The organism is Nitrosophilus alvini, from assembly GCF_015100395.1.
Lineage (GTDB): Bacteria > Campylobacterota > Campylobacteria > Campylobacterales > Nitratiruptoraceae > Nitrosophilus > Nitrosophilus alvini.
In genome coordinates this window covers 857,911-875,614 of the sequence record NZ_AP022847.1, presented here as the reverse complement: position 1 = coordinate 875,614, position 17,704 = coordinate 857,911, and the positions used below count along the sequence as shown (strand labels likewise).

Below are 17,704 nucleotides of genomic sequence, written 5' to 3'. Positions count from 1 at the left end.
AAATTGTTCAATCTCAAAAACTATTCTACTGTAAATATAAAAAATGACGTTCTTTCAGGCTCCGTTGTAGCTATCGCTCTTGTACCCGAAGCGATAGCATTTTCCATCATAGCCGGTGTAAGTCCGCTGGTAGGTCTTTATACGGCATTTATATTAGGTCTCGTTACTGCTCTTATCGGAGGAAAACCTGGAATGATAAGCGGAGCGACAGGTGCAGTCGCCATAGTTCTTGTTGACCTTGTTATGCAGCACGGACTGGAATATATGCTATGGGCAACAATCCTTGCAGGTATAATCCAGATACTGGTGGGTCTGTTTAAACTGGGAAAGTTCATCCGTCTTGTTCCTCAACCGGCACTGTACGGTTTTGTAAACGGCCTGGCTATAGTTATTGCTATGGCACAGTTTCCTCTGTTCAAAAATGAGAACTGGATAATCTATCTTCTTGTTGCCTCTACTATGGCTATTATGTATTTCCTACCGAAATTTACAAAAGCCATCCCTGCATCTTTGGGTGCGATAGTTGCAATAACGGCAATTGTTCTCATTTTCAAACTCGATACAAAAACGATAGGAGACCTTGCAGATATCAGCGGCGGATTTCCGGCTTTTCATATCCCTTCTGCACCCCTGAATCTTGAAACACTTATGATAATACTCCCCTACTCTTTTATAATTGCAGCTGTAGGACTCATCGAATCACTTCTTACCCTTTCGGTTCTTGATGAGATGAGCGGAACCAGAGGCAGCGGAAACAGAGAATGTATAGCACAGGGCGTCGGGAACTGTACCTGCGGAATGTTTGGAGCAATGGCCGGATGTGCGATGATAGGCCAGTCAATCATCAACTTTACGTCGGGAGGACTCGGCAGACTTTCGGGTGTTGTGGCGGCACTGCTGCTTATATCTTTCGTCGTTGCACTTTCAGGGTATATATCCTATATTCCTGTTGCGGCTCTTGTGGGTATTATGTTCATGGTAAGTATTGCCACATTTGAATGGAGCAGCTTCGGTCATCTTAAATATATGCCAAAAGAAGACATTTTTGTTATGCTAACTACTACAATAATTACCGTTTATGCTGACCTTGCTATTGCTGTTATAACCGGTGTTATCATATCTGCTTTAGTATTTGCATGGAAGCACGCAAAAATATATTCCAGATCATCCATAGAAAAAGACGGAACAAAGGTTTATGAACTGGATGGACCTCTCTTTTTTGGATCAATTACATCTTTCAACGAACAGTTTGATGTGAGTAACGATCCAGAAAAAGTGGTTATCGACTTTAAAAATGCAAGAGTTATGGACCAGTCAGGCGTGGAGGCCGTTGATAAAATGACAAAAAAATATAAAGAAGCAGGAAAAAAACTGACCCTGAGACACCTTAGCGAAGATTGCAAAAAGATGCTAAAAGAGGCAGGACCCTTCTGTACATATGAAGAGGACGATCCTACCTACAAAGTAGCTGTGAACTACTAAACCCTCCAGACAGACTCGGAGGGTTCAATCAAATATCTCTTTCAAGGTGCTCTTTTATCATATTTTTCAGTTTTGAAATCCTTACAGGTTTCGGCATATAACCGTCAAAACCCATTTTCAGATACTCTTTGTGAGCATCTGTTGACTCAACAAAGCCTGTTACGGCAAAAACGGGCAGGTATTTATACTTCTCTTTTATTTTCTCCATTAGCTCCACACCGCTTATATTGGGTAATTTTATTTCACTCAGAACAATATCGATTTTCTCATTTTCAAGTATCTTCATAACCTCATCTACATCGTATGCATATCTTATCCTATAATCCCTCAATCCAATCGAAAGAAGCGCTTTATGAAGCTCATCTCTATCTATCAGCAAAACTGTATACGGGCTTTCGAGGCTTCCGCTTATATTAAACTCAGGATTAAAAGGCACAGTTTTTGACTTTTTGAAGTTCAAAGAAAAATAGAAGCGGCTTCCCTCTCCTTCTTTACTCTCAGCTTTAATTTTGCCGCCGTAAAGTTCGATTATTTTTTTAGATACATACAATCCTAAACCGGTTCCGGCGTAACTGTTTCTTACCGTTTCCACTCTTACAAATTCATCAAAAATAGCATCCAGTTTATCTTTTTGTATGCCTATACCCGTGTCTTCAATTTCAAAATATATCTTTATTTGCCCTTTATCTTCCTTCTCTTTTTTAACTTTAAATTTTATATGTCCTTTACGGGTATATTTAACGGCATTTCCAAGCAGATTGATAAGAACCTGTCTAAGCCTTTTCGCATCACCTAACAGTGCGGACTCAAAACTGTCAAATTCGCATATAAACTCCAGATTTTTCATATCTGCAAGGCTTTTAAGAGATGTATGAACATTTTTTATCAGTTCATTGATATCAAATTCCACATTTTCAAGCTCTACCATACCTTTTTCAAACTGCGAATAATCAAGAATGTCATCTACCAGTTCTCTTAATGTCTCCGCTGAAAATCTTATATTTTCAATAGACTCTTTTTTCTCCTTCTCTCCAAGTCTCTCATCTAAAATAAGATCAGAGTATCCTATAATTGCATTCAAAGGGGTTCTCAAATCGTGAGTAATAGAGGCAAATAAAAGCGATTTTGCCTCATTGGCTCTCATCGCTTTGGTTCTCTCTATCTCAGCCTCTTCTTTTGCTTTTATAAGCTCCATTTCCGTCAGTTTCAACTTGGTTATATTATTACTGACAAATACATACTCCATTATTTTACCGCTAGCATCTGTTACAGGCAAAACTCTTGTAAATACCCATATTTTGTTCCTGTCTTTTGAAAACAACTGTATTTCACCGAGCCACATCTCTTTTGAGTTGACAGTCTTCCAAAGATCATTGTCTATTTTGTCGGGAAAATCTGAATGATATATCCTGTAAATACTTTTCTTTTTAAGCTCTTCACTCTCATATCCGGTCATCCTGCAAAAGTGGCGATTGGCATATTTTATTATTCTATTTTCATCAAGAACCAAAAAGGCATTTGCCGCTTCTACAATAGGATTATTGTAATATATAGTACTGAACTCAAACATAATTTCATCTCCAAAATTAAAATATTATTCTTATAACATTGTATATGCTATAATCTGAAACTTTTATAATAGGAACAAATTTTTTCAAAAGGATAGCTATGCAGGAAAAAATTCTTGAAATGCTTCAACTTCAAAATCAGCTAAACAACGATACAAATGGACCAGAGTGGAGAAAAGACGTAACCAAAAACGATAAAGTAATAAACTGGAAAAGATGTATATATATGGAGTGTGCCGAACTTATCGACAGCTTTTCATGGAAACACTGGAAAAATATCGATTCCGGCATAGATACTGAAAATATCAAAATAGAACTTGTAGATATCTGGCATTTTGTAATGAGCTATCTTCTCAAATTTCATACCCCCACGGAGCTTGTCATATTTATCGAAAATCTTGTTGATACAAAATCGGACATAAAAATTCCAAAAGAGTGGACAAGTGAAAATAATAAAAATATAAATGAATATCTTGATGTGTTTGAAGAGCTTATGGCCCTGGCCCTTGTCAAAAACGACAGTGAACCATATCAGGAGTCTTTAACGGAACAGTTTTTCAGAGCCTGTGATGCATCCGGTCTCAATTTCGACGATTTATACAGACTCTATATCGGAAAAAATGTATTGAATCAGTTCAGACAGGATCATGGATATAAAGAGGGAGTTTATAAAAAAGTGTGGAATAAAAAAGAGGATAACGAAGTGATGCAGGAAATTTTGAGCAAAAACAGCGATATAGATTACCAGACGCTATATAATAAACTCTCGGAAATTTATAAAAAAGAGGTTAAATAGATAAGCTTATAAACTTTTTTTCATTTTCTCGTAATATCCTGAAAAAAGTGGAGATGTGTGGCTACATTCACACATCCACTTTCTCATTTACCGCTTTTTGTATCCCCTCTGTAAACAAACTCTCTTTCACTTTTTGGCTTTTTACTGTCTTCTTTTATTTTTTCAACTATAAAAAACGGAGAGAGTATTACAAACGCCATAGAACCTACAAGAAAAAATATCAAAAGATAGACAGGCAGATTTTTCATCCTCATCCCTTTTGACTCTCTTTATCCACCAGATTTAGAGCATCGATTGTATTTAGCAGTATCTTCTTTTTGGAAGCAAGAGGCTTTGTTGCAAGGTTCTTTGCCTTTTTATCCATCTTAGGATTGTTTATAATCTCCATAAATTCACGCTCGAGCTCTTTTATATATTCATATATACACTCTTCTATTTTTCTATTGGCCAATTTCTATCCTTGGTATATTTTTAGAGATTCAACCTGTAAGTTTTTCACTTCTTCGGTCTGAAAGCCTTGATAACATCTTCATTTGTTTCGATATACGGCCCTTCAAGCAGGTCTATACAGTAAGGAACAGCAGGAAATACTGCATCCAGACACTCTCTGATCGATTTTGGTTTTCCCGGCAGATTTATAATAAGTGTTTGATTTCTTATACCTGCAGTCTGTCTTGAAAGTATCGCTGTAGGTACATACTGAAGGCTTACCTGCCTCATAAGTTCTCCAAATCCCGGCATCATCTTGTCACAGACAGCTTCGGTTGCTTCTGGAGTAACATCTCTTTTTGCAGGTCCTGTCCCGCCTGTAGTTACAATCAGACAGCACCCTCTCTCATCAGCCATCTCTTTGAGGGTCTCTTCTATGATATTTTGTTCATCCGGAACGATTTTATATATGCTCTCCCATTCGCTTTTGAGATAATCATTCAATGTATCAATGATGGCTTTCCCCGAAATATCATCATATATTCCCTGACTTGCCCTGTCAGATACAGTCAATATTCCTATCTTTATCTCCATTTTTTTCCTTTGAATTATATATTATTTTAATATATGCCCTGCTTTTTTGAAAAAATATACAGTTGCATACTCTTTAAAAAAGAGGTATGCGCTTTTTACATCCGTTATTTTATCAATTTCACCTAAAAAAACCTCAATATTCACGCCTCTTTTGACAATTGAATCCAACTTTTTTCTATCCCAACAATAATAAAGCAGCTCTTTTAGATCTTCTTTATTACAGGAACTCCTGTATTTTTCTAGTGAAACGGAGGATGGATAGCTGCAGTTTTTTAAAAAATTTTCAATATAAGATTCCGGATTTTTGGAAAAAGAGATAAGCTGAACTCTTTTGAATTTCTCATCAAATGACTGAAAAAAAGCAGGAGATACAAGCAACACTCTGTCTACTCTTTTGCCCTCATTCAATTCTTTATATACATATTCAGCAGCCTTTATAGCTCCATAGCTGAAACCGGCCACTGAAAATTCGCTATTATCCAATATATCTTCAAAAAGCTTTTTCTCATTTTTCAGACAAAATCCGCTAAAGAATCTCATTAAAAATCTTTTTAATCTCCTCTTTGGATATAGACTCATTTTCAAGAAGATGTTCTTTTATCTTCTCTATATATCTTATCTGAGAAGAGATAAACTCTTTTACCTCTTCAAGCGTACTCTCCATGATAAAAGAGACATCGGTAACATCACCTATCAGTTTTTTACCCATCCCGTATCTTGTTGCCATATCTTCGGCAAGGATTTTTGCCCTTGCAAGGTCCTGGGCCGAATTTGAAAACTCTTCGTTGTAGATGACCTGCATTGCGGCATGCCCTGAGAGAAAAAGTTTTATTTTGGCTATAAATTCATGTTTTGAGACAATCTCTTTATCTATATCTTTAAAACCAGATCCCAGTAAAGATATTTTGTCAAAATCTATTTCAAACCAGTATGCGGTAACAGCCTTCGCAGCCTGATATACGGCTTGAATCTCCTTTTCTCGGGCTGAATATGCAAGTACCTTTCTTTTTCCGAAGAGCACTTTGTCTTTTACCTCTTCAAAATCTTCGAGTTCTACAATTTTTTTACCCTTTCTAAGAGCATGCAGAGCTGCCTCATTTACAAGACTCGACAGAGCAGCTCCGCTGAACCCGACAGTCATTTTAGCTATCTCTTTGGTATCAACAAAGTGCGGAATTTTGTTCAGATATACTTTGAGTATTGCTTCTCGCTCTTTGGCATTGGGCAAAGATACAAATATCCTTCTGTCAAATCTGCCCGGTCTAAGCAGCGCCTCGTCAAGCATCTCTATTTTGTTGGTCGCTGCCATAACGATAACGCCACTGTTGTCTTCAAATCCGTCCATTTCGGTAAGAAGCTGGTTGAGAGTTGCCTCTCTCTCATCGTTTCTCATGCCGCCTCTCGCTTTTCCTACGGCATCTATCTCGTCTATAAAGATAATCGAAGGCGCCATCTGCTTGGCTTTTGCAAAAAGCTCACGAACCCTTTTTGCTCCCATACCCACATATATCTGAACAAAACTCGATCCGCTCTGGTAAAAAAACGGGACCCCTGCTTCACCTGCGACCGCTTTGGCTATCATAGTCTTTCCAACACCGGGAGGTCCTATAAGGAGAACACCTTTTGGCATACGTACACCGAAATTTTTGAATTTTCCCGGATTTTTCAAAAACTCTATTATCTCTTCAAGTTCCTCTTTAGCCTCCTCTATACCGGCAACATCTTTGAACTTCACATCCGAAACTATAGGTTTTATTTTTGAAGAAAAATCATCAATCTCGGGGGCCGCTATATTTATCTGATGTTTTATGGGCGGCATTTCCTCTCTTTTTCTGGAAAAAAAGAGCATATATATAAGAAGTCCTGCGATAAAGAACAGAACAGCAACATCAATTGCTCTGCTGTAATTTTCTTTTACGCCGACAGGGATTTTCTCATAAAGTTCGTTTATATTGACTGCATCTTTGGGTATTTTAAAAACCTTGCCGCCGCTTTTTAGATAGATATATTTCTCCCCTATCTGGGCAGAATCTATCATATCGTTTTTCAGCATAGCTCTGTATGTAGAGTAGTCTATAACGGTACTGCTCTGTCTGACATATGCAAACAGCAGCAGCAAAGCTACGATGCCTGCAGATAAAGCAATAAGTACTTTGTTTTTCTTAGAAATCTGCGTAGTTTGAATCTTTTTTTGCTTCATATTTTTCTATCTCTATCCAGTTGCCTTTTATGTCTTTATCGCTATGGACGTTTATCTTGTTGAAAAACTGGTCCAAACCTGTATAAACACCTTCTTTTTCGGACTCTATCAAAACCTCCAGTTTCCTTTTTTGCTGTCTGAAACGGTAATTCTTCTCATCAATCACCTCTTTTATCTTTCTGTATCTTTCTTTGGCAATATTTCCCGGAACTTCCGGTTTCATACTGCTTGCCGGCGTACCGTCTCTTTTGCTGTATGTAAACAGATGTATATGTGTAAGAGGAAACTTTTTTATATTATCGTATGCTTCCTTGAATATCTCTTCACTCTCTCCTGGGTGCCCTATGATAAAATCTGTACCGAGAGCATAGCCAAATGCTGCCAGCTCTTCAAAAAGCTCAAGGTCAGAAGAGACTCTGTTTCTTCTATTCATTATATCTAGCATTCTCTGCGAGGTATGCTGCAGAGCGATATGAAGATGTTTTGCCATCCAGGGTTCATTCAAAAGCTCTTTAAACTCATCTGTAATCTGTACAGGCTCAAGTGAGCCTATTCTGATGCGCCTTACTCCCCTGATATATGATATTTTTTTCAAAAGTTTCGCCAGGCTTGAATTTTTATCTTTGCCATAGCTTCCCACATTTGTTCCGGTCAGGATAAACTCTCCGAAGCCGTTGTATGCAAGTCTTTTGATCTGTTCGATTATAATATCTTCCTCGTGGCTTCTAGCATTTCCTCTCACATAAGGAATTATACAGTAGCTGCATCTGAAATCGCACCCCTCCTGTATCTTTATGAATGCTCTACTTTTTCCTATAAACTGCTCTACCACACTTTTGTCTATATGTTCAAGATCACCCAGCTCAAACAGATTTTCCTCTTTCAAAAGTGTGTTTATTTTTGTTTTTTCAGAATGTCCGAAAACACCAATGACTTTTTTTGATTTAAAAAGGTCTTCTCCTTTTGTAAAGGCTCCGCATCCAGTAAGATAGACCTGCGCACCTGTTTCTCTTTTTATCCTGTTTATATAGTTTCTTACTCCGCTGTCGGCAGAATTTGTAACGGTGCATGAATTTACAACAACAATATCGGCTTCTTTTTCATTCTGCGTAATATTAAAATCTTTTAGTTTGGACATCATCACTTGAGTATCAAACTGGTTTGTCCTGCAGCCGAATGTTTTGAAAAAAACCTTTTTCACCTCTTCTTATCCTTCACTCAAATTTTCACTATTTATATTATTAAATTTTCCTTTTGTCAAGTATATTGATTGTGAAGGCAACGCTATTTTGATATCTTCTTCACGGTTGAATCTGTCAATAATTTCACCCGAAATGGTACTCCTCAGTGTAAGCGTAGCATAAGAGTTTGTCAAGTACCAGACGCTTATTCTAATACCGTAATCTTCAATAAAAGAGTAGACTCTGGGTTCAACATTCGTGTTTTTAAGATGATAACTGCTTCTTAGGCGATTTAGCTGTTTTCTTGTAATATCCGTATAGCCTTTTGCATATTTTCTTGTAATCTCTCTTGCTATATGCATCGCTTTTTTGTGATTTGAATCAAATGTTATATTTATATCTATCCCGTCCCAGACGGTTTTAAGCCCGCCATGTGTATAGTTGGCTATAAGATCGGTAAATATATAGTTGTTAGGAACAAATATAACTCTTCCCGCCCTTCTGTTTTCGTGATATGTTGTAAGAGTGATATCTTCCAAAATAGTAATTCTCAAAAGAGATATATCAACAACGTCACCAACATAAACAAGTCCGTTTCTCTTTACTTTTATTCGATCCCCTACATGGATGGTACCGCCGAAAACTATTACGATCCATCCCAGCAGACTCATAAACCAGTCCTTCATAGCGATCGCGATACCCGCAGATGCAAAACCCAGAATCGTAACTATATATGTTACATTTTCTATGTATGCAAAAAGGACAATCAAGATAATAACAGTCGCAAAACTGAAATTTATGATTTTATTTATCATATAAAATCGTTCATTGTCTTTAACATACCTTTTAGCTATCCATTTGATAAATAGATTGAATCCAAAAAGTACAAGTACAAGCCCCATGATTGCAGCGGCTTTTTCACTCTGTACCTTTATCTCTTCCGTTACTTTTAAAACAACTTCTTCTATTCTCTTTTCATAAACTCCAATGGTCTTTTCGGCAATCATAACGGCATTGCTAAAAGCGGTAACTTCTTCAATTGTATAACTGAGTTTTTTTCTTATCTCTTCACTTTTTTCGAGTTCATAAATCTCTTTTAAAAGTGCTTCTTTCTCTTTGAGCTTATTAAGAACGGATTTCAGTTCTGCCAGTTTTTGCCTGTAATACTCCTTTTTTTCGTTAATCTGTTTTATATACGATATTGCCGCAATTATTGCAACAGGATTTTTTACTTCAGGCGGTTCTGGAATCTCTTCGGGTTTGAGAAGTTCTATAAACGGTGATTCTTTGTATTCTTTGAGAAGCTCCAGTTGATTTAGCAGTGTCTCTTTTTTATTTTCAAGTTCTGAAAGATTTGCACTTTTTTTTCTTTTTGCAACTTTTATTTCACGCTCTGTCTTTATCAGTTCCTTTTCCAAAAAATGGTAAGTGATATAGTTTGAATACTTTTTTGTCCATATATTTCGGGAAAGCTCATCTTCTATCGCTTTTAGTCTGCTTTGAATATCTATTATTTTTTCTTTTTGGGTAGTATTTATATCCAAAACATCTTTTATAACAGCGGAGTTCTCTGTTTTTGTTTCATTGTCAAAAACATCGATTATATCAGTTCCTTGGGCATACAAAATCAGCGTGGAAAAAAGGAATATCAGAAGCTTTCTCACTATAACCCTTTTGAAAATTTTTCCAAAACTTTTTTCACTGTTTTTTCATCGATGTCATCTATTATTTTTACATCTCCGATTCCATTAGGCAAAACAAATTTTATTTTTTTATCCATACTTTTTTTATCAAGAAAAAAATGTTTATAAAAAGAGTCAACATCTTTTATATGATAATTCGTGGGTAGCGAATATCTTTCAAGAACTTTTTTTATTCTTTCGGCCTCTTTTGATGTCAAAAGCCCGGTTTCTATCGCCAATTCGTTTGCCATAACCATACCAATAGCTACTGCTTCTCCGTGAAGATATTTTTTGTATTTGGTCTCATTTTCTATTACATGTCCAAATGTATGGCCATAATTTAGAGCCGCTCTGATTCCACTCTCTTTTTCATCCTGCGCAACGACTCTGGCCTTTGTTTCCACAGATTTTTTTATGGCGATTTTAAGGTTCTCTTCATCGTAAAGATCGTTCTGTTCCAAAAATCCGAAAAAATCTTTATCAAATACCGCTGCCATTTTCACAATTTCTGCTACACCGGCGGCAAATTCTCTTTTTGGAAGAGTTTTTAAAAAAAATGTATCGATATAAACGACTTTGGGCTGATAAAAAGAGCCTACAAGATTTTTGCCGTACCTGTTATTTATCCCGGTCTTTCCGCCTACACTTGCATCAACCTGACTCAAAAGCGTAGTAGGTATCTGAATAAAATCTATTCCTCTTTGATAAATACTTGCGGCAAAACCCGTCATATCGCCAATAACCCCACCTCCAAAGGCAATGAGCATCGATTTTCTGTCCAATTGATGATCAAAAAGCCTGTCAAGTATAAAGTTGAGTGTTTCAAAATTTTTATACTCTTCGCCATCAGGTACAGTGACGATATAAAGCTCTTTTGCCTCAATCTTTTTCAAAAGATAATCAAGGTGCAAACCTGCAACTTTAGGATTTGTTACAATTGCAGCCTTTGTATCTATCTTTATGGATTTTAGTTCATCAATAAAAATCGGATAGCTTCTGTCTTCTTTTTTAACCAGTCTTATATCTACTCTCATAAATACCCTTAAACATCATAAATTAAGTGATAACCTTAATTTCAAATTATACTTAATACTTGCTTAACACTCTATCAAACCTGTACAGGAATGAATATCTGATGATATGAACTGAGTTTATAATAAAGACATTCCACATCAGTTGAAAAAAATCTTATTAGAGGTTTTTTCAGGATTTTTCTGTTAAATGGTAGAAATTGTAGAAAGTTGTCGATTTTCTGCATCTCTCTGATAGGGTTTTTATTCGCTTTTACAACTTTTATAGATTTTGAAAATATTGAAGCCAGGTTTTCAAAATGCTCTATTATTTCACTTTTATCACTCTCTTCCGGATCTATATCATATAGTATTAGATTCAGTTTAAGTTGTACGGAGACATCAAGGATAGGAGAGGAAATTTTCTCAAGCTCTTTGTTTTTGGAAAGCAGCAGTGCTGACTGCGAAATTTTTTCTATATCCTTGTCAGATATACTGAAAACGGGAAGTTTTGTTTGAAAAAGAGTTTCTCTGATTTCATATTTTTCGAAAAGGCTGTTTTTCACGATAATGAGACCAATATCAAACTTTCGACAATCTTCTATTATGATATCGGGCTCTTTGACAGAAGCGTATTTTATCTCAACATCTATATCTTTGGAATCCAACTGTTTTATCATATCAAGTACTTTAAAATCGGATGGATTTATCACTCTTATAATAAGCTTTTTGTCTTTTAAATTTTTATGAAGCCATACAGCGTCATGCAATACCTTCTCTATCTCTTCGGCTCTCTGTTTTTCCATATCGATAAACAGATAACTGTTTGTACCGTACGGAATAGGAAACTGCCCAACTTCTCTTTTTATAGATTTATATATGTTTTTCAAAACATTGGGCTCTCCAATGAGAAGAAGAAGATCATTTGGCCATATCATAATACTCGGTTCTGCAATCAAAAGTCTGTTGTTTCTGTAAATGGCCGCAATTTTCCATTTTTTCTGTTCAATTGAACCGATATGCCTATATACATAAGAACTTCCGAAAGGTACTAGAACCTCCATAATTTCGCCAATACCAAGACCGACATTTTGTGCTACGATGGGTATATTTGGCAGAAAATCTATCAGCCTGTTTGCAAGAATCTCATTTGCGTCAAGTTTTATAAGATTTTGGTCTTCTATTTCAAGATTCCATTTATCGAAAAGAACAATGTTTACCTGTTTGCTCAGCTTCCTTATATTGTTATATGATGCAATAGTATCGATTTTATTGGCCATAATAATATGAACCTGATGAAAATCCTCATCGAAAAGCTGAGAAAGTTTTACGTAGCTTGTAGGATCGAAAAAAAAGAATTTCATATTAGAGTTTCTGGATTTTGGTAAAACTTTTTCATTATAGTAGACCACATTATAGTTATTCTCAGTAGCGTAATTTTCAATAACTCTTTCTAAAAAATGTTTTGCTACAATACCGTCGGCAAGTATAAGAATGTTTTTCATATATTCCTCTAAAAAATGATAATTTTGTAATATTTTGTATTAATGATGAATTATATCATAAGGCAGACAATGAAATTTAAAATCGACCATACAGACGGTACGGCAAGAGCATGCAGTATAGAAACTGCACACAGCAGGATACTGACGCCGGTATTTATGCCCGTCGGCACAGCGGCAAGTGTAAAATCACTTGACAGCAACGACCTTTTAAACACACTAGACACAAAAATCATACTGGCAAATACATATCACCTCTATCTGCGCCCGGGTGACGAAATCGTAAAAGAGCTCGGCGGTCTTCACTCATTTACGAAATACAACAGAAGTTTTCTTACCGACAGCGGAGGTTTTCAGGCATTTAGCCTGAGCGATATATCAAAAGCAGATGAAAACGGAATAGAATTCAAAAGCCATATAGACGGTTCAAGACACTATTTTACACCCGAAAAGGTGCTCGATATCCAATACAATTTAGGCAGCGATATAATGATGATACTTGACGACCTTATAGCGTTGCCTGCAACAGAAAAGAGACTCGCACTCTCAGTAAAAAGAACGACAAAATGGGCAGAGGAATCGATAGAGTATCACAAAAGAGCCCGTGAAAAAGGTATAGGCCTCAATCAGAATATTTTTGCCATTATTCAGGGAGGTGTGGACCCAAAATATAGAAAAATTAGCGCCGAGGAGCTGACACAGCTCGATTTTGACGGTTTTGCCATAGGAGGGCTGAGCGTCGGTGAAGAGAACCAGGCCATGTATGACACAGTAGAGTTTACAACTCCCCTTATGCCCCGAAATAAACCGAGATATCTCATGGGAGTCGGAACTCCTGAAGATTTGATAGAGTGCATAGACAGAGGTGTTGATATGTTTGATTGTGTTATGCCTACACGAAATGCCAGAAACGGCACTCTTTTTACAAGTTTCGGTAAAATAAACATTAAATCCGCCAAATTCAGGCTTGATGAAGGTCCCATCGATAAAGAATGCAACTGCTACACATGCCAAAACTATTCAAGAGCGTATATCAACCATCTTTTCAGGGCAAAGGAACTTACATATTACAGGCTTGCATCGCTGCATAATCTACACTATTATCTAAATCTTATGAGTGAGGCCAGAGAGGCTATTTTACAGGAGAAATTCAAAAAATTCAAAAAAGAGTTTTATGAAAAAAGAAGCGGAAGGTAAAACCTTCTACTTCTCAAATTTCGCCTCTTCCATTATTACCGGATAGAAGTAGCCGTATCCAAAATCAACATCTGTTTTTAAAATACCCGTTGCCGTAACTACATCACCTACCTCAACATTTGCCGATGGAGAAGTGATTACAAGATCGCTTTCGCTACCATCTTCTATATGAACCCAGTCTTTGCCCATAATTGCTCTTGAAACTTTGGTTACTTTTCCTCTTACTTTCACTGTTTTATTTTTCAGTTCTTCTTTTTTTTGAAAAATTTCTGCTATTGTATACCCGCCTTCAGCTTTAGCTATCTTTTCACCTGAACCTTGCTTTTGTACCGAATCTTGGCTTGTTTGTGCAGTCACTGCCTGGTTTTTATGCGTATCGCAACTTTCACACGCATGGGCATTTGTACCTTTGAGAGGAGCTATAACTGCAACGAAAAGGATTTTATCAAAAGTTCTGTTTAGAGTTTTACTCTGAAAATTTTCCATCCACATCTGAGGAGCAAAAGAGATATTGTCTCCTGTTTTTATTTCTGTTTGAGGTCCGGCTATCCAGTATATATTTCCATTATCATCAATTTTGGCGTATGTATATCCGCCCGCATTCATCGTCTCTATAACAGTTCCCGTTTTGACACCGGGCTGCTGAGGAGGCTGCGGTTCGCTTTTTGCTTCATCGGCGCTTACGCCATAGAGCCCTTCTACAGACTCTGTCTGTTCGGTTGATACCTGTTTTTCAGTTTTTTCAGGCAGGACTTCCACTCTGTTTTTTTCCTCTTTTGGTTTTTCACCGCAACCTGACAACAGAAGTGCTGCAAGAGCAATACTAATATATGCTTTTTTCATAACACATTTCCTTTCTTATATTTCCCTCTATGCTTACGATTAATATAGATAGTAGTTTGGAGGGTTTTTGTTCTTGTAGTTTATACATTTTATTATTAGATATCATTTAAATTTATAACAAATAGATAAAAATTATTTATCCCTGTTTAAAAATAACACCCTTAGCAAACAACTGATATAATTTTGTTAACTGAACCTTCAAAAGCAAAGGAGCTGAAATGTTGCTGGGAGTAAATATCGACCATATAGCGGTACTCAGAGAGGCAAGAAAGATAAACGATCCGGATCCACTTGATGCTCTTGGCATAGTAAAACGTGCAGGAGGCGACCAAATAACGATACACCTGAGAGAAGATAGACGCCATATAGTAGACAGTGATGCAAAAAAAATTGTACAAAATTCGCAGCTTCCGGTAAATATGGAGTGTTCTATAAATCCGGAAATTATAGATATAATCTGTTCACTAAAACCGCATCGCGCCACTTTGGTACCGGAAAAACGTGAAGAGGTCACTACCGAAGGCGGACTTGACGTAATAAAGTATTTTACAGAGATAAATGATGCAGTAAAAAAACTCAAAGACAACGAAATAGATGTCTCACTGTTTGTCGATCCCGATTTTGAAATCATATCCGCATGCGCCGATACCGAAGCTGATATGATAGAACTTCATACAGGCGCATATGCAAACATATATGCGATGCTCTATACAAATCTGAGATTTACGCACCACTCCATTAAAGAACTGGAACTTTCAAGAAAAGAGCTGACCGAAAAACTCTCTACCGCTCTTGGAGAGATAGAAAACTCGGCAATATACGGCAAAAAAGCAGGACTCGAAGTTGCAGCCGGACACGGTCTTAACTATCAGAATGTTAAAGCAGTAGCCGATATTGAAGATATAATCGAACTCAATATTGGACAAAGCATCATCGCAAGAAGTGTCTGGGTAGGACTTGAAGAAGCTGTAAGAGAAATGGTAAAAATAATCAGGAGTTAGAAGTCAAAAAATCAAACCATGACCAATCACGAATTACGAATCACGAATTACGAATTAGGGCAAAAGGATTTTAGTTGAAGAAACCTGTTATCGGCATAAGTATAGGTGACATAAACGGTATAGGACCGGAAATTGCTCTCAGCGCACACGATACGATAAAAGAGTTTTGCACACCCCTCTACTTTACAAATTACCATATGCTTGAAAAGGCGGCAACACTTCTTAAGATGGATATTCCAAATGATTTTGAAACGGAGTATATAAAAGGCAATTTCAAAATCAAACCGGGAAAAATAAGCAAAAAAAGCGGAAAATATTCATTTGAATCTTTCAAAAAAGCGGTATTTTTTGCAAAAAAAGGTATAACAGACGCGGTCGTTACCTTGCCAATACACAAAAAAGCGTGGGAAAAAGCTGGCATAAAGTACAAAGGCCATACAGATGCACTGCGAAATTTTTTCAAAAAAGATGCCGTTATGATGCTAGGATGTGAAAAACTTTTTGTCGCTCTTTACACCGAACACATCCCCCTGAGAGAAGTGCCAAAAGAGATAAAAACCAAAAAGCTGGGAAACTTTCTTATAAATTTTTACAACTCTTTGCCAGCAATAAGCAACCAGGAGTCGTTAACCATTCCCGTTCTGGGACTCAACCCTCATGCCGGCGACGGGGGAGTTTTGGGAGAAGAAGAGAAAAAGATATCAAAAGCTATAAAAAAAGCAAATAAAAAAATAGGTCTAGACGTATTTATCGGCCCTGTGGTTCCAGATATCGTATTTACGCCGAACTTCAGGAAAAATTTCCGCTACTTTGCAGCCATCTATCACGACCAGGGCCTCGCACCTTTAAAAGCCCTCTATTTCGATGAGAGCATAAATGTAAGTCTAAATCTTCCAATCATCAGAACATCTGTCGATCACGGCACGGCATTTGACATAGCCTATAAAAAAAACAGAGAGTTAAATATTAAAAGCTATATAAACGCTGTCAAATATGCGGCACAGTAGCAGAAAATTTAGAGGTTAAACCTCTAAATTTTTTCTATACCTCTATATGTTTTTTTACCGATTCTATTTTCTGTTTAAGCCTGTTTTTTCTCGCAGGCCTTATGTCAAATTTCACTACGCTGTAGACGCGTCCTACTCCCATCTTTTCCAAAGCTTCATACATTTTAGGTATCAGGTCGCTCAGCTCTTTAACCGTATCTGCTTCTATAATGGTGGCCATAGGGGTCAATTGATACGGATATCCGCTCTCTTTGATAACTTTTAAAACTTCGCTCACATATCTGCTTTTTGACTCTCCCACATCCGTTGGAAACATAGCTATCTCCATTAAAACACTCATTCTCTCTCCTTTTTAAAATCCGAATTTTTTAAGAATTCTGTCAACTCCCTCCCAATAGCTTCTGCCGTATATATTGACATGTACAAGATAGGGATATAGAAGATATATATCTCTTCTTTGACTCCAAAATTCTTTCTCTAACGGCAAAATTTCAGAATATACATCGTAAAAAATTTTATCAAAAGTTCCAAACATTGTCGTAAAAGCTATCTCTACTTCATAATGTCCAAAATACACAGCCGGGTCTATGAAAACGGGACCGCTGTTAGAATATATTATATTCCCTTGCCATAGATCTCCATGTAAAAGTGAGGAAAATTCCGGTTCAATGAGAAAACTTCTCAAACTCTTGCAAAACTTTTTTATCCGCTCAATCTCTTTTTCACTCAAAAATCCCTTTTTGTATGCTCTTTCGGCAAATTCTAAAACTCTGTGCCTGCCGTAAAACTCTATCCAGCTCTTTAACTTTGGGTTTGGCTGAAGCAAAGGCCCTATGGCAGTATCATATTCAAAACCGAAAATATTCCTTTTTACATGATGAAGAAGAGCCAGACTTTTTGCAGCTCTTATCTGGTTTTTTTCGTCACAAGTATTACTCTTTTTTATATACTCCATTATAAGTATATCTTCATCGAAATAGTAGACTTTTGGCACCGGAAGAGAGTTTTCGGATAAAAATTGTAACATTTTCGCTTCAAGTGGCAATAATCCGCTTCCATTTTTACCTGTTTTTATAACAAACTTATCGTCGGCTACATATATATCTCCTGCCTGAGTACTGCTTAAATAGTCTAATTTTTCTATTTTGGTATTGAGAATTTTTTCTAAAAGCTCTTTTTTGGGCATCTTCTCTCCGCTAAATTGATAATATT

18 protein-coding genes are annotated in these 17,704 nt (G+C 36.8%); 5 read left to right on the top strand and 13 right to left on the bottom strand.

Annotation, left to right across the window (positions count from 1 at the left end; translation table 11 throughout):
* Positions 1 to 3 precede the first annotated feature (3 nt).
* Complete coding sequence (locus EPR_RS04550) at positions 4 to 1,482, top strand: SulP family inorganic anion transporter (protein WP_200764090.1); 1,479 nt, start codon at positions 4 to 6, stop codon at positions 1,480 to 1,482.
* A gap of 28 nt (positions 1,483 to 1,510) precedes the next feature.
* Here the strand turns inward: EPR_RS04550 and EPR_RS04545 are convergent, their stop codons facing one another.
* Positions 1,511 to 3,052, bottom strand: a complete 1,542-nt coding sequence (locus EPR_RS04545) for an ATP-binding protein (protein ID WP_200764089.1) — start codon at positions 3,050 to 3,052, stop codon at positions 1,511 to 1,513.
* A 98-nt stretch (positions 3,053 to 3,150) separates the two neighbouring features.
* On the opposite strand from EPR_RS04545, the gene EPR_RS04540 reads away from it, so the two are divergent.
* Positions 3,151 to 3,846 carry a dUTP diphosphatase gene (locus EPR_RS04540; RefSeq protein WP_200764088.1) on the top strand — a complete coding sequence of 232 codons (696 nt, stop codon included), beginning with the start codon at positions 3,151 to 3,153 and terminating at the stop codon, positions 3,844 to 3,846.
* A gap of 83 nt (positions 3,847 to 3,929) precedes the next feature.
* On the opposite strand, the gene EPR_RS04535 is transcribed toward EPR_RS04540, so the two are convergent.
* The 9 genes from EPR_RS04535 to EPR_RS04495 form a co-directional block, all read right to left on the bottom strand.
* The gene (locus EPR_RS04535; protein WP_200764087.1) at positions 3,930 to 4,094 is read right to left on the bottom strand and encodes a hypothetical protein; all 165 of its coding nucleotides are present in this window, start codon (positions 4,092 to 4,094) and stop codon (positions 3,930 to 3,932) included.
* A 2-nt stretch (positions 4,095 to 4,096) separates the two neighbouring features.
* On the bottom strand, positions 4,097 to 4,297 hold the full coding sequence (locus EPR_RS04530) for a hypothetical protein (RefSeq protein WP_200764086.1): 201 nt from the start codon (positions 4,295 to 4,297) through the stop codon (positions 4,097 to 4,099).
* A 44-nt stretch (positions 4,298 to 4,341) separates the two neighbouring features.
* Positions 4,342 to 4,869 carry a molybdopterin adenylyltransferase gene (gene mog, locus EPR_RS04525; protein ID WP_200764085.1) on the bottom strand — a complete coding sequence of 176 codons (528 nt, stop codon included), beginning with the start codon at positions 4,867 to 4,869 and terminating at the stop codon, positions 4,342 to 4,344.
* Between the two features lie 21 nt (positions 4,870 to 4,890).
* Entirely contained in the window at positions 4,891 to 5,409 is a 519-nt protein-coding gene (bioV, locus tag EPR_RS04520) for a pimelyl-ACP methyl ester esterase BioV (RefSeq protein ID WP_200764084.1), read from the bottom strand.
* Positions 5,396 to 7,069 (bottom strand): AAA family ATPase, encoded by a 1,674-nt coding sequence (locus EPR_RS04515; protein ID WP_200764083.1) that lies wholly within the window; start codon positions 7,067 to 7,069, stop codon positions 5,396 to 5,398. Before EPR_RS04515 ends, bioV begins: the two co-directional genes overlap by 14 nt.
* A complete protein-coding gene (mtaB, locus tag EPR_RS04510) occupies positions 7,032 to 8,270 on the bottom strand; it encodes a tRNA (N(6)-L-threonylcarbamoyladenosine(37)-C(2))-methylthiotransferase MtaB (protein ID WP_200764082.1) in 1,239 nt (412 codons plus the stop codon). Before mtaB ends, EPR_RS04515 begins: the two co-directional genes overlap by 38 nt.
* Before the next feature lie 6 nt (positions 8,271 to 8,276).
* Positions 8,277 to 9,914, bottom strand: a complete 1,638-nt coding sequence (locus tag EPR_RS04505) for a mechanosensitive ion channel domain-containing protein (protein WP_234697178.1) — start codon at positions 9,912 to 9,914, stop codon at positions 8,277 to 8,279.
* Positions 9,914 to 10,966 carry a 3-dehydroquinate synthase gene (gene aroB / locus EPR_RS04500; RefSeq protein WP_200764081.1) on the bottom strand — a complete coding sequence of 351 codons (1,053 nt, stop codon included), beginning with the start codon at positions 10,964 to 10,966 and terminating at the stop codon, positions 9,914 to 9,916. Before aroB ends, EPR_RS04505 begins: the two co-directional genes overlap by 1 nt.
* A 74-nt stretch (positions 10,967 to 11,040) precedes the next feature.
* A complete protein-coding gene (locus EPR_RS04495; protein ID WP_200764080.1) occupies positions 11,041 to 12,447 on the bottom strand; it encodes a COG3400 family protein in 1,407 nt (468 codons plus the stop codon).
* Between the two features lie 69 nt (positions 12,448 to 12,516).
* Here EPR_RS04495 and tgt point away from each other — a divergent pair, with 69 nt between their 5' ends.
* Positions 12,517 to 13,641 (top strand): tRNA guanosine(34) transglycosylase Tgt, encoded by a 1,125-nt coding sequence (gene tgt / locus EPR_RS04490; protein ID WP_200764079.1) that lies wholly within the window; start codon positions 12,517 to 12,519, stop codon positions 13,639 to 13,641.
* 6 nt (positions 13,642 to 13,647) lie between these two features.
* Here the strand turns inward: tgt and EPR_RS04485 are convergent, their stop codons facing one another.
* The gene (locus EPR_RS04485; protein WP_200764078.1) at positions 13,648 to 14,484 is read right to left on the bottom strand and encodes a GW dipeptide domain-containing protein; all 837 of its coding nucleotides are present in this window, start codon (positions 14,482 to 14,484) and stop codon (positions 13,648 to 13,650) included.
* A gap of 218 nt (positions 14,485 to 14,702) precedes the next feature.
* On the opposite strand from EPR_RS04485, the gene EPR_RS04480 reads away from it, so the two are divergent.
* The gene (locus tag EPR_RS04480) at positions 14,703 to 15,485 is read left to right on the top strand and encodes a pyridoxine 5'-phosphate synthase (protein WP_200764077.1); all 783 of its coding nucleotides are present in this window, start codon (positions 14,703 to 14,705) and stop codon (positions 15,483 to 15,485) included.
* A gap of 74 nt (positions 15,486 to 15,559) precedes the next feature.
* Positions 15,560 to 16,492: a 4-hydroxythreonine-4-phosphate dehydrogenase gene (gene pdxA / locus EPR_RS04475; RefSeq protein WP_200764076.1), complete on the top strand. Its 933-nt coding sequence runs from the start codon at positions 15,560 to 15,562 to the stop codon at positions 16,490 to 16,492.
* A gap of 34 nt (positions 16,493 to 16,526) precedes the next feature.
* On the opposite strand, the gene EPR_RS04470 is transcribed toward pdxA, so the two are convergent.
* Positions 16,527 to 16,832 carry an MTH1187 family thiamine-binding protein gene (locus tag EPR_RS04470; RefSeq protein WP_200764075.1) on the bottom strand — a complete coding sequence of 102 codons (306 nt, stop codon included), beginning with the start codon at positions 16,830 to 16,832 and terminating at the stop codon, positions 16,527 to 16,529.
* A gap of 12 nt (positions 16,833 to 16,844) precedes the next feature.
* Entirely contained in the window at positions 16,845 to 17,678 is an 834-nt protein-coding gene (locus EPR_RS04465) for a fructosamine kinase family protein (RefSeq protein WP_200764074.1), read from the bottom strand.
* Positions 17,679 to 17,704 lie beyond the last annotated feature (26 nt).

Excerpts from the sequence above, each read along its gene's own strand:
- EPR_RS04470 (WP_200764075.1), bottom strand. The coding sequence starts at position 16,832 with ATGAGTGTTTTAATGGAGATAGCTATGTTTCCAACGGATGTGGGAGAG.
- EPR_RS04535 (WP_200764087.1), bottom strand. The coding sequence starts at position 4,094 with ATGAAAAATCTGCCTGTCTATCTTTTGATATTTTTTCTTGTAGGTTCT.
- bioV (WP_200764084.1), bottom strand. The coding sequence starts at position 5,409 with ATGAGATTCTTTAGCGGATTTTGTCTGAAAAATGAGAAAAAGCTTTTT.
- EPR_RS04545 (WP_200764089.1), bottom strand. The coding sequence starts at position 3,052 with ATGTTTGAGTTCAGTACTATATATTACAATAATCCTATTGTAGAAGCG.
- EPR_RS04485 (WP_200764078.1), bottom strand. The coding sequence starts at position 14,484 with ATGAAAAAAGCATATATTAGTATTGCTCTTGCAGCACTTCTGTTGTCA.
- EPR_RS04480 (WP_200764077.1), top strand. The coding sequence starts at position 14,703 with ATGTTGCTGGGAGTAAATATCGACCATATAGCGGTACTCAGAGAGGCA.
- aroB (WP_200764081.1), bottom strand. The coding sequence starts at position 10,966 with ATGAGAGTAGATATAAGACTGGTTAAAAAAGAAGACAGAAGCTATCCG.
- EPR_RS04540 (WP_200764088.1), top strand. The coding sequence starts at position 3,151 with ATGCAGGAAAAAATTCTTGAAATGCTTCAACTTCAAAATCAGCTAAAC.
- EPR_RS04465 (WP_200764074.1), bottom strand. The coding sequence starts at position 17,678 with ATGCCCAAAAAAGAGCTTTTAGAAAAAATTCTCAATACCAAAATAGAA.
- EPR_RS04495 (WP_200764080.1), bottom strand. The coding sequence starts at position 12,447 with ATGAAAAACATTCTTATACTTGCCGACGGTATTGTAGCAAAACATTTT.
- mog (WP_200764085.1), bottom strand. The coding sequence starts at position 4,869 with ATGGAGATAAAGATAGGAATATTGACTGTATCTGACAGGGCAAGTCAG.
- EPR_RS04515 (WP_200764083.1), bottom strand. The coding sequence starts at position 7,069 with ATGAAGCAAAAAAAGATTCAAACTACGCAGATTTCTAAGAAAAACAAA.
- tgt (WP_200764079.1), top strand. The coding sequence starts at position 12,517 with ATGAAATTTAAAATCGACCATACAGACGGTACGGCAAGAGCATGCAGT.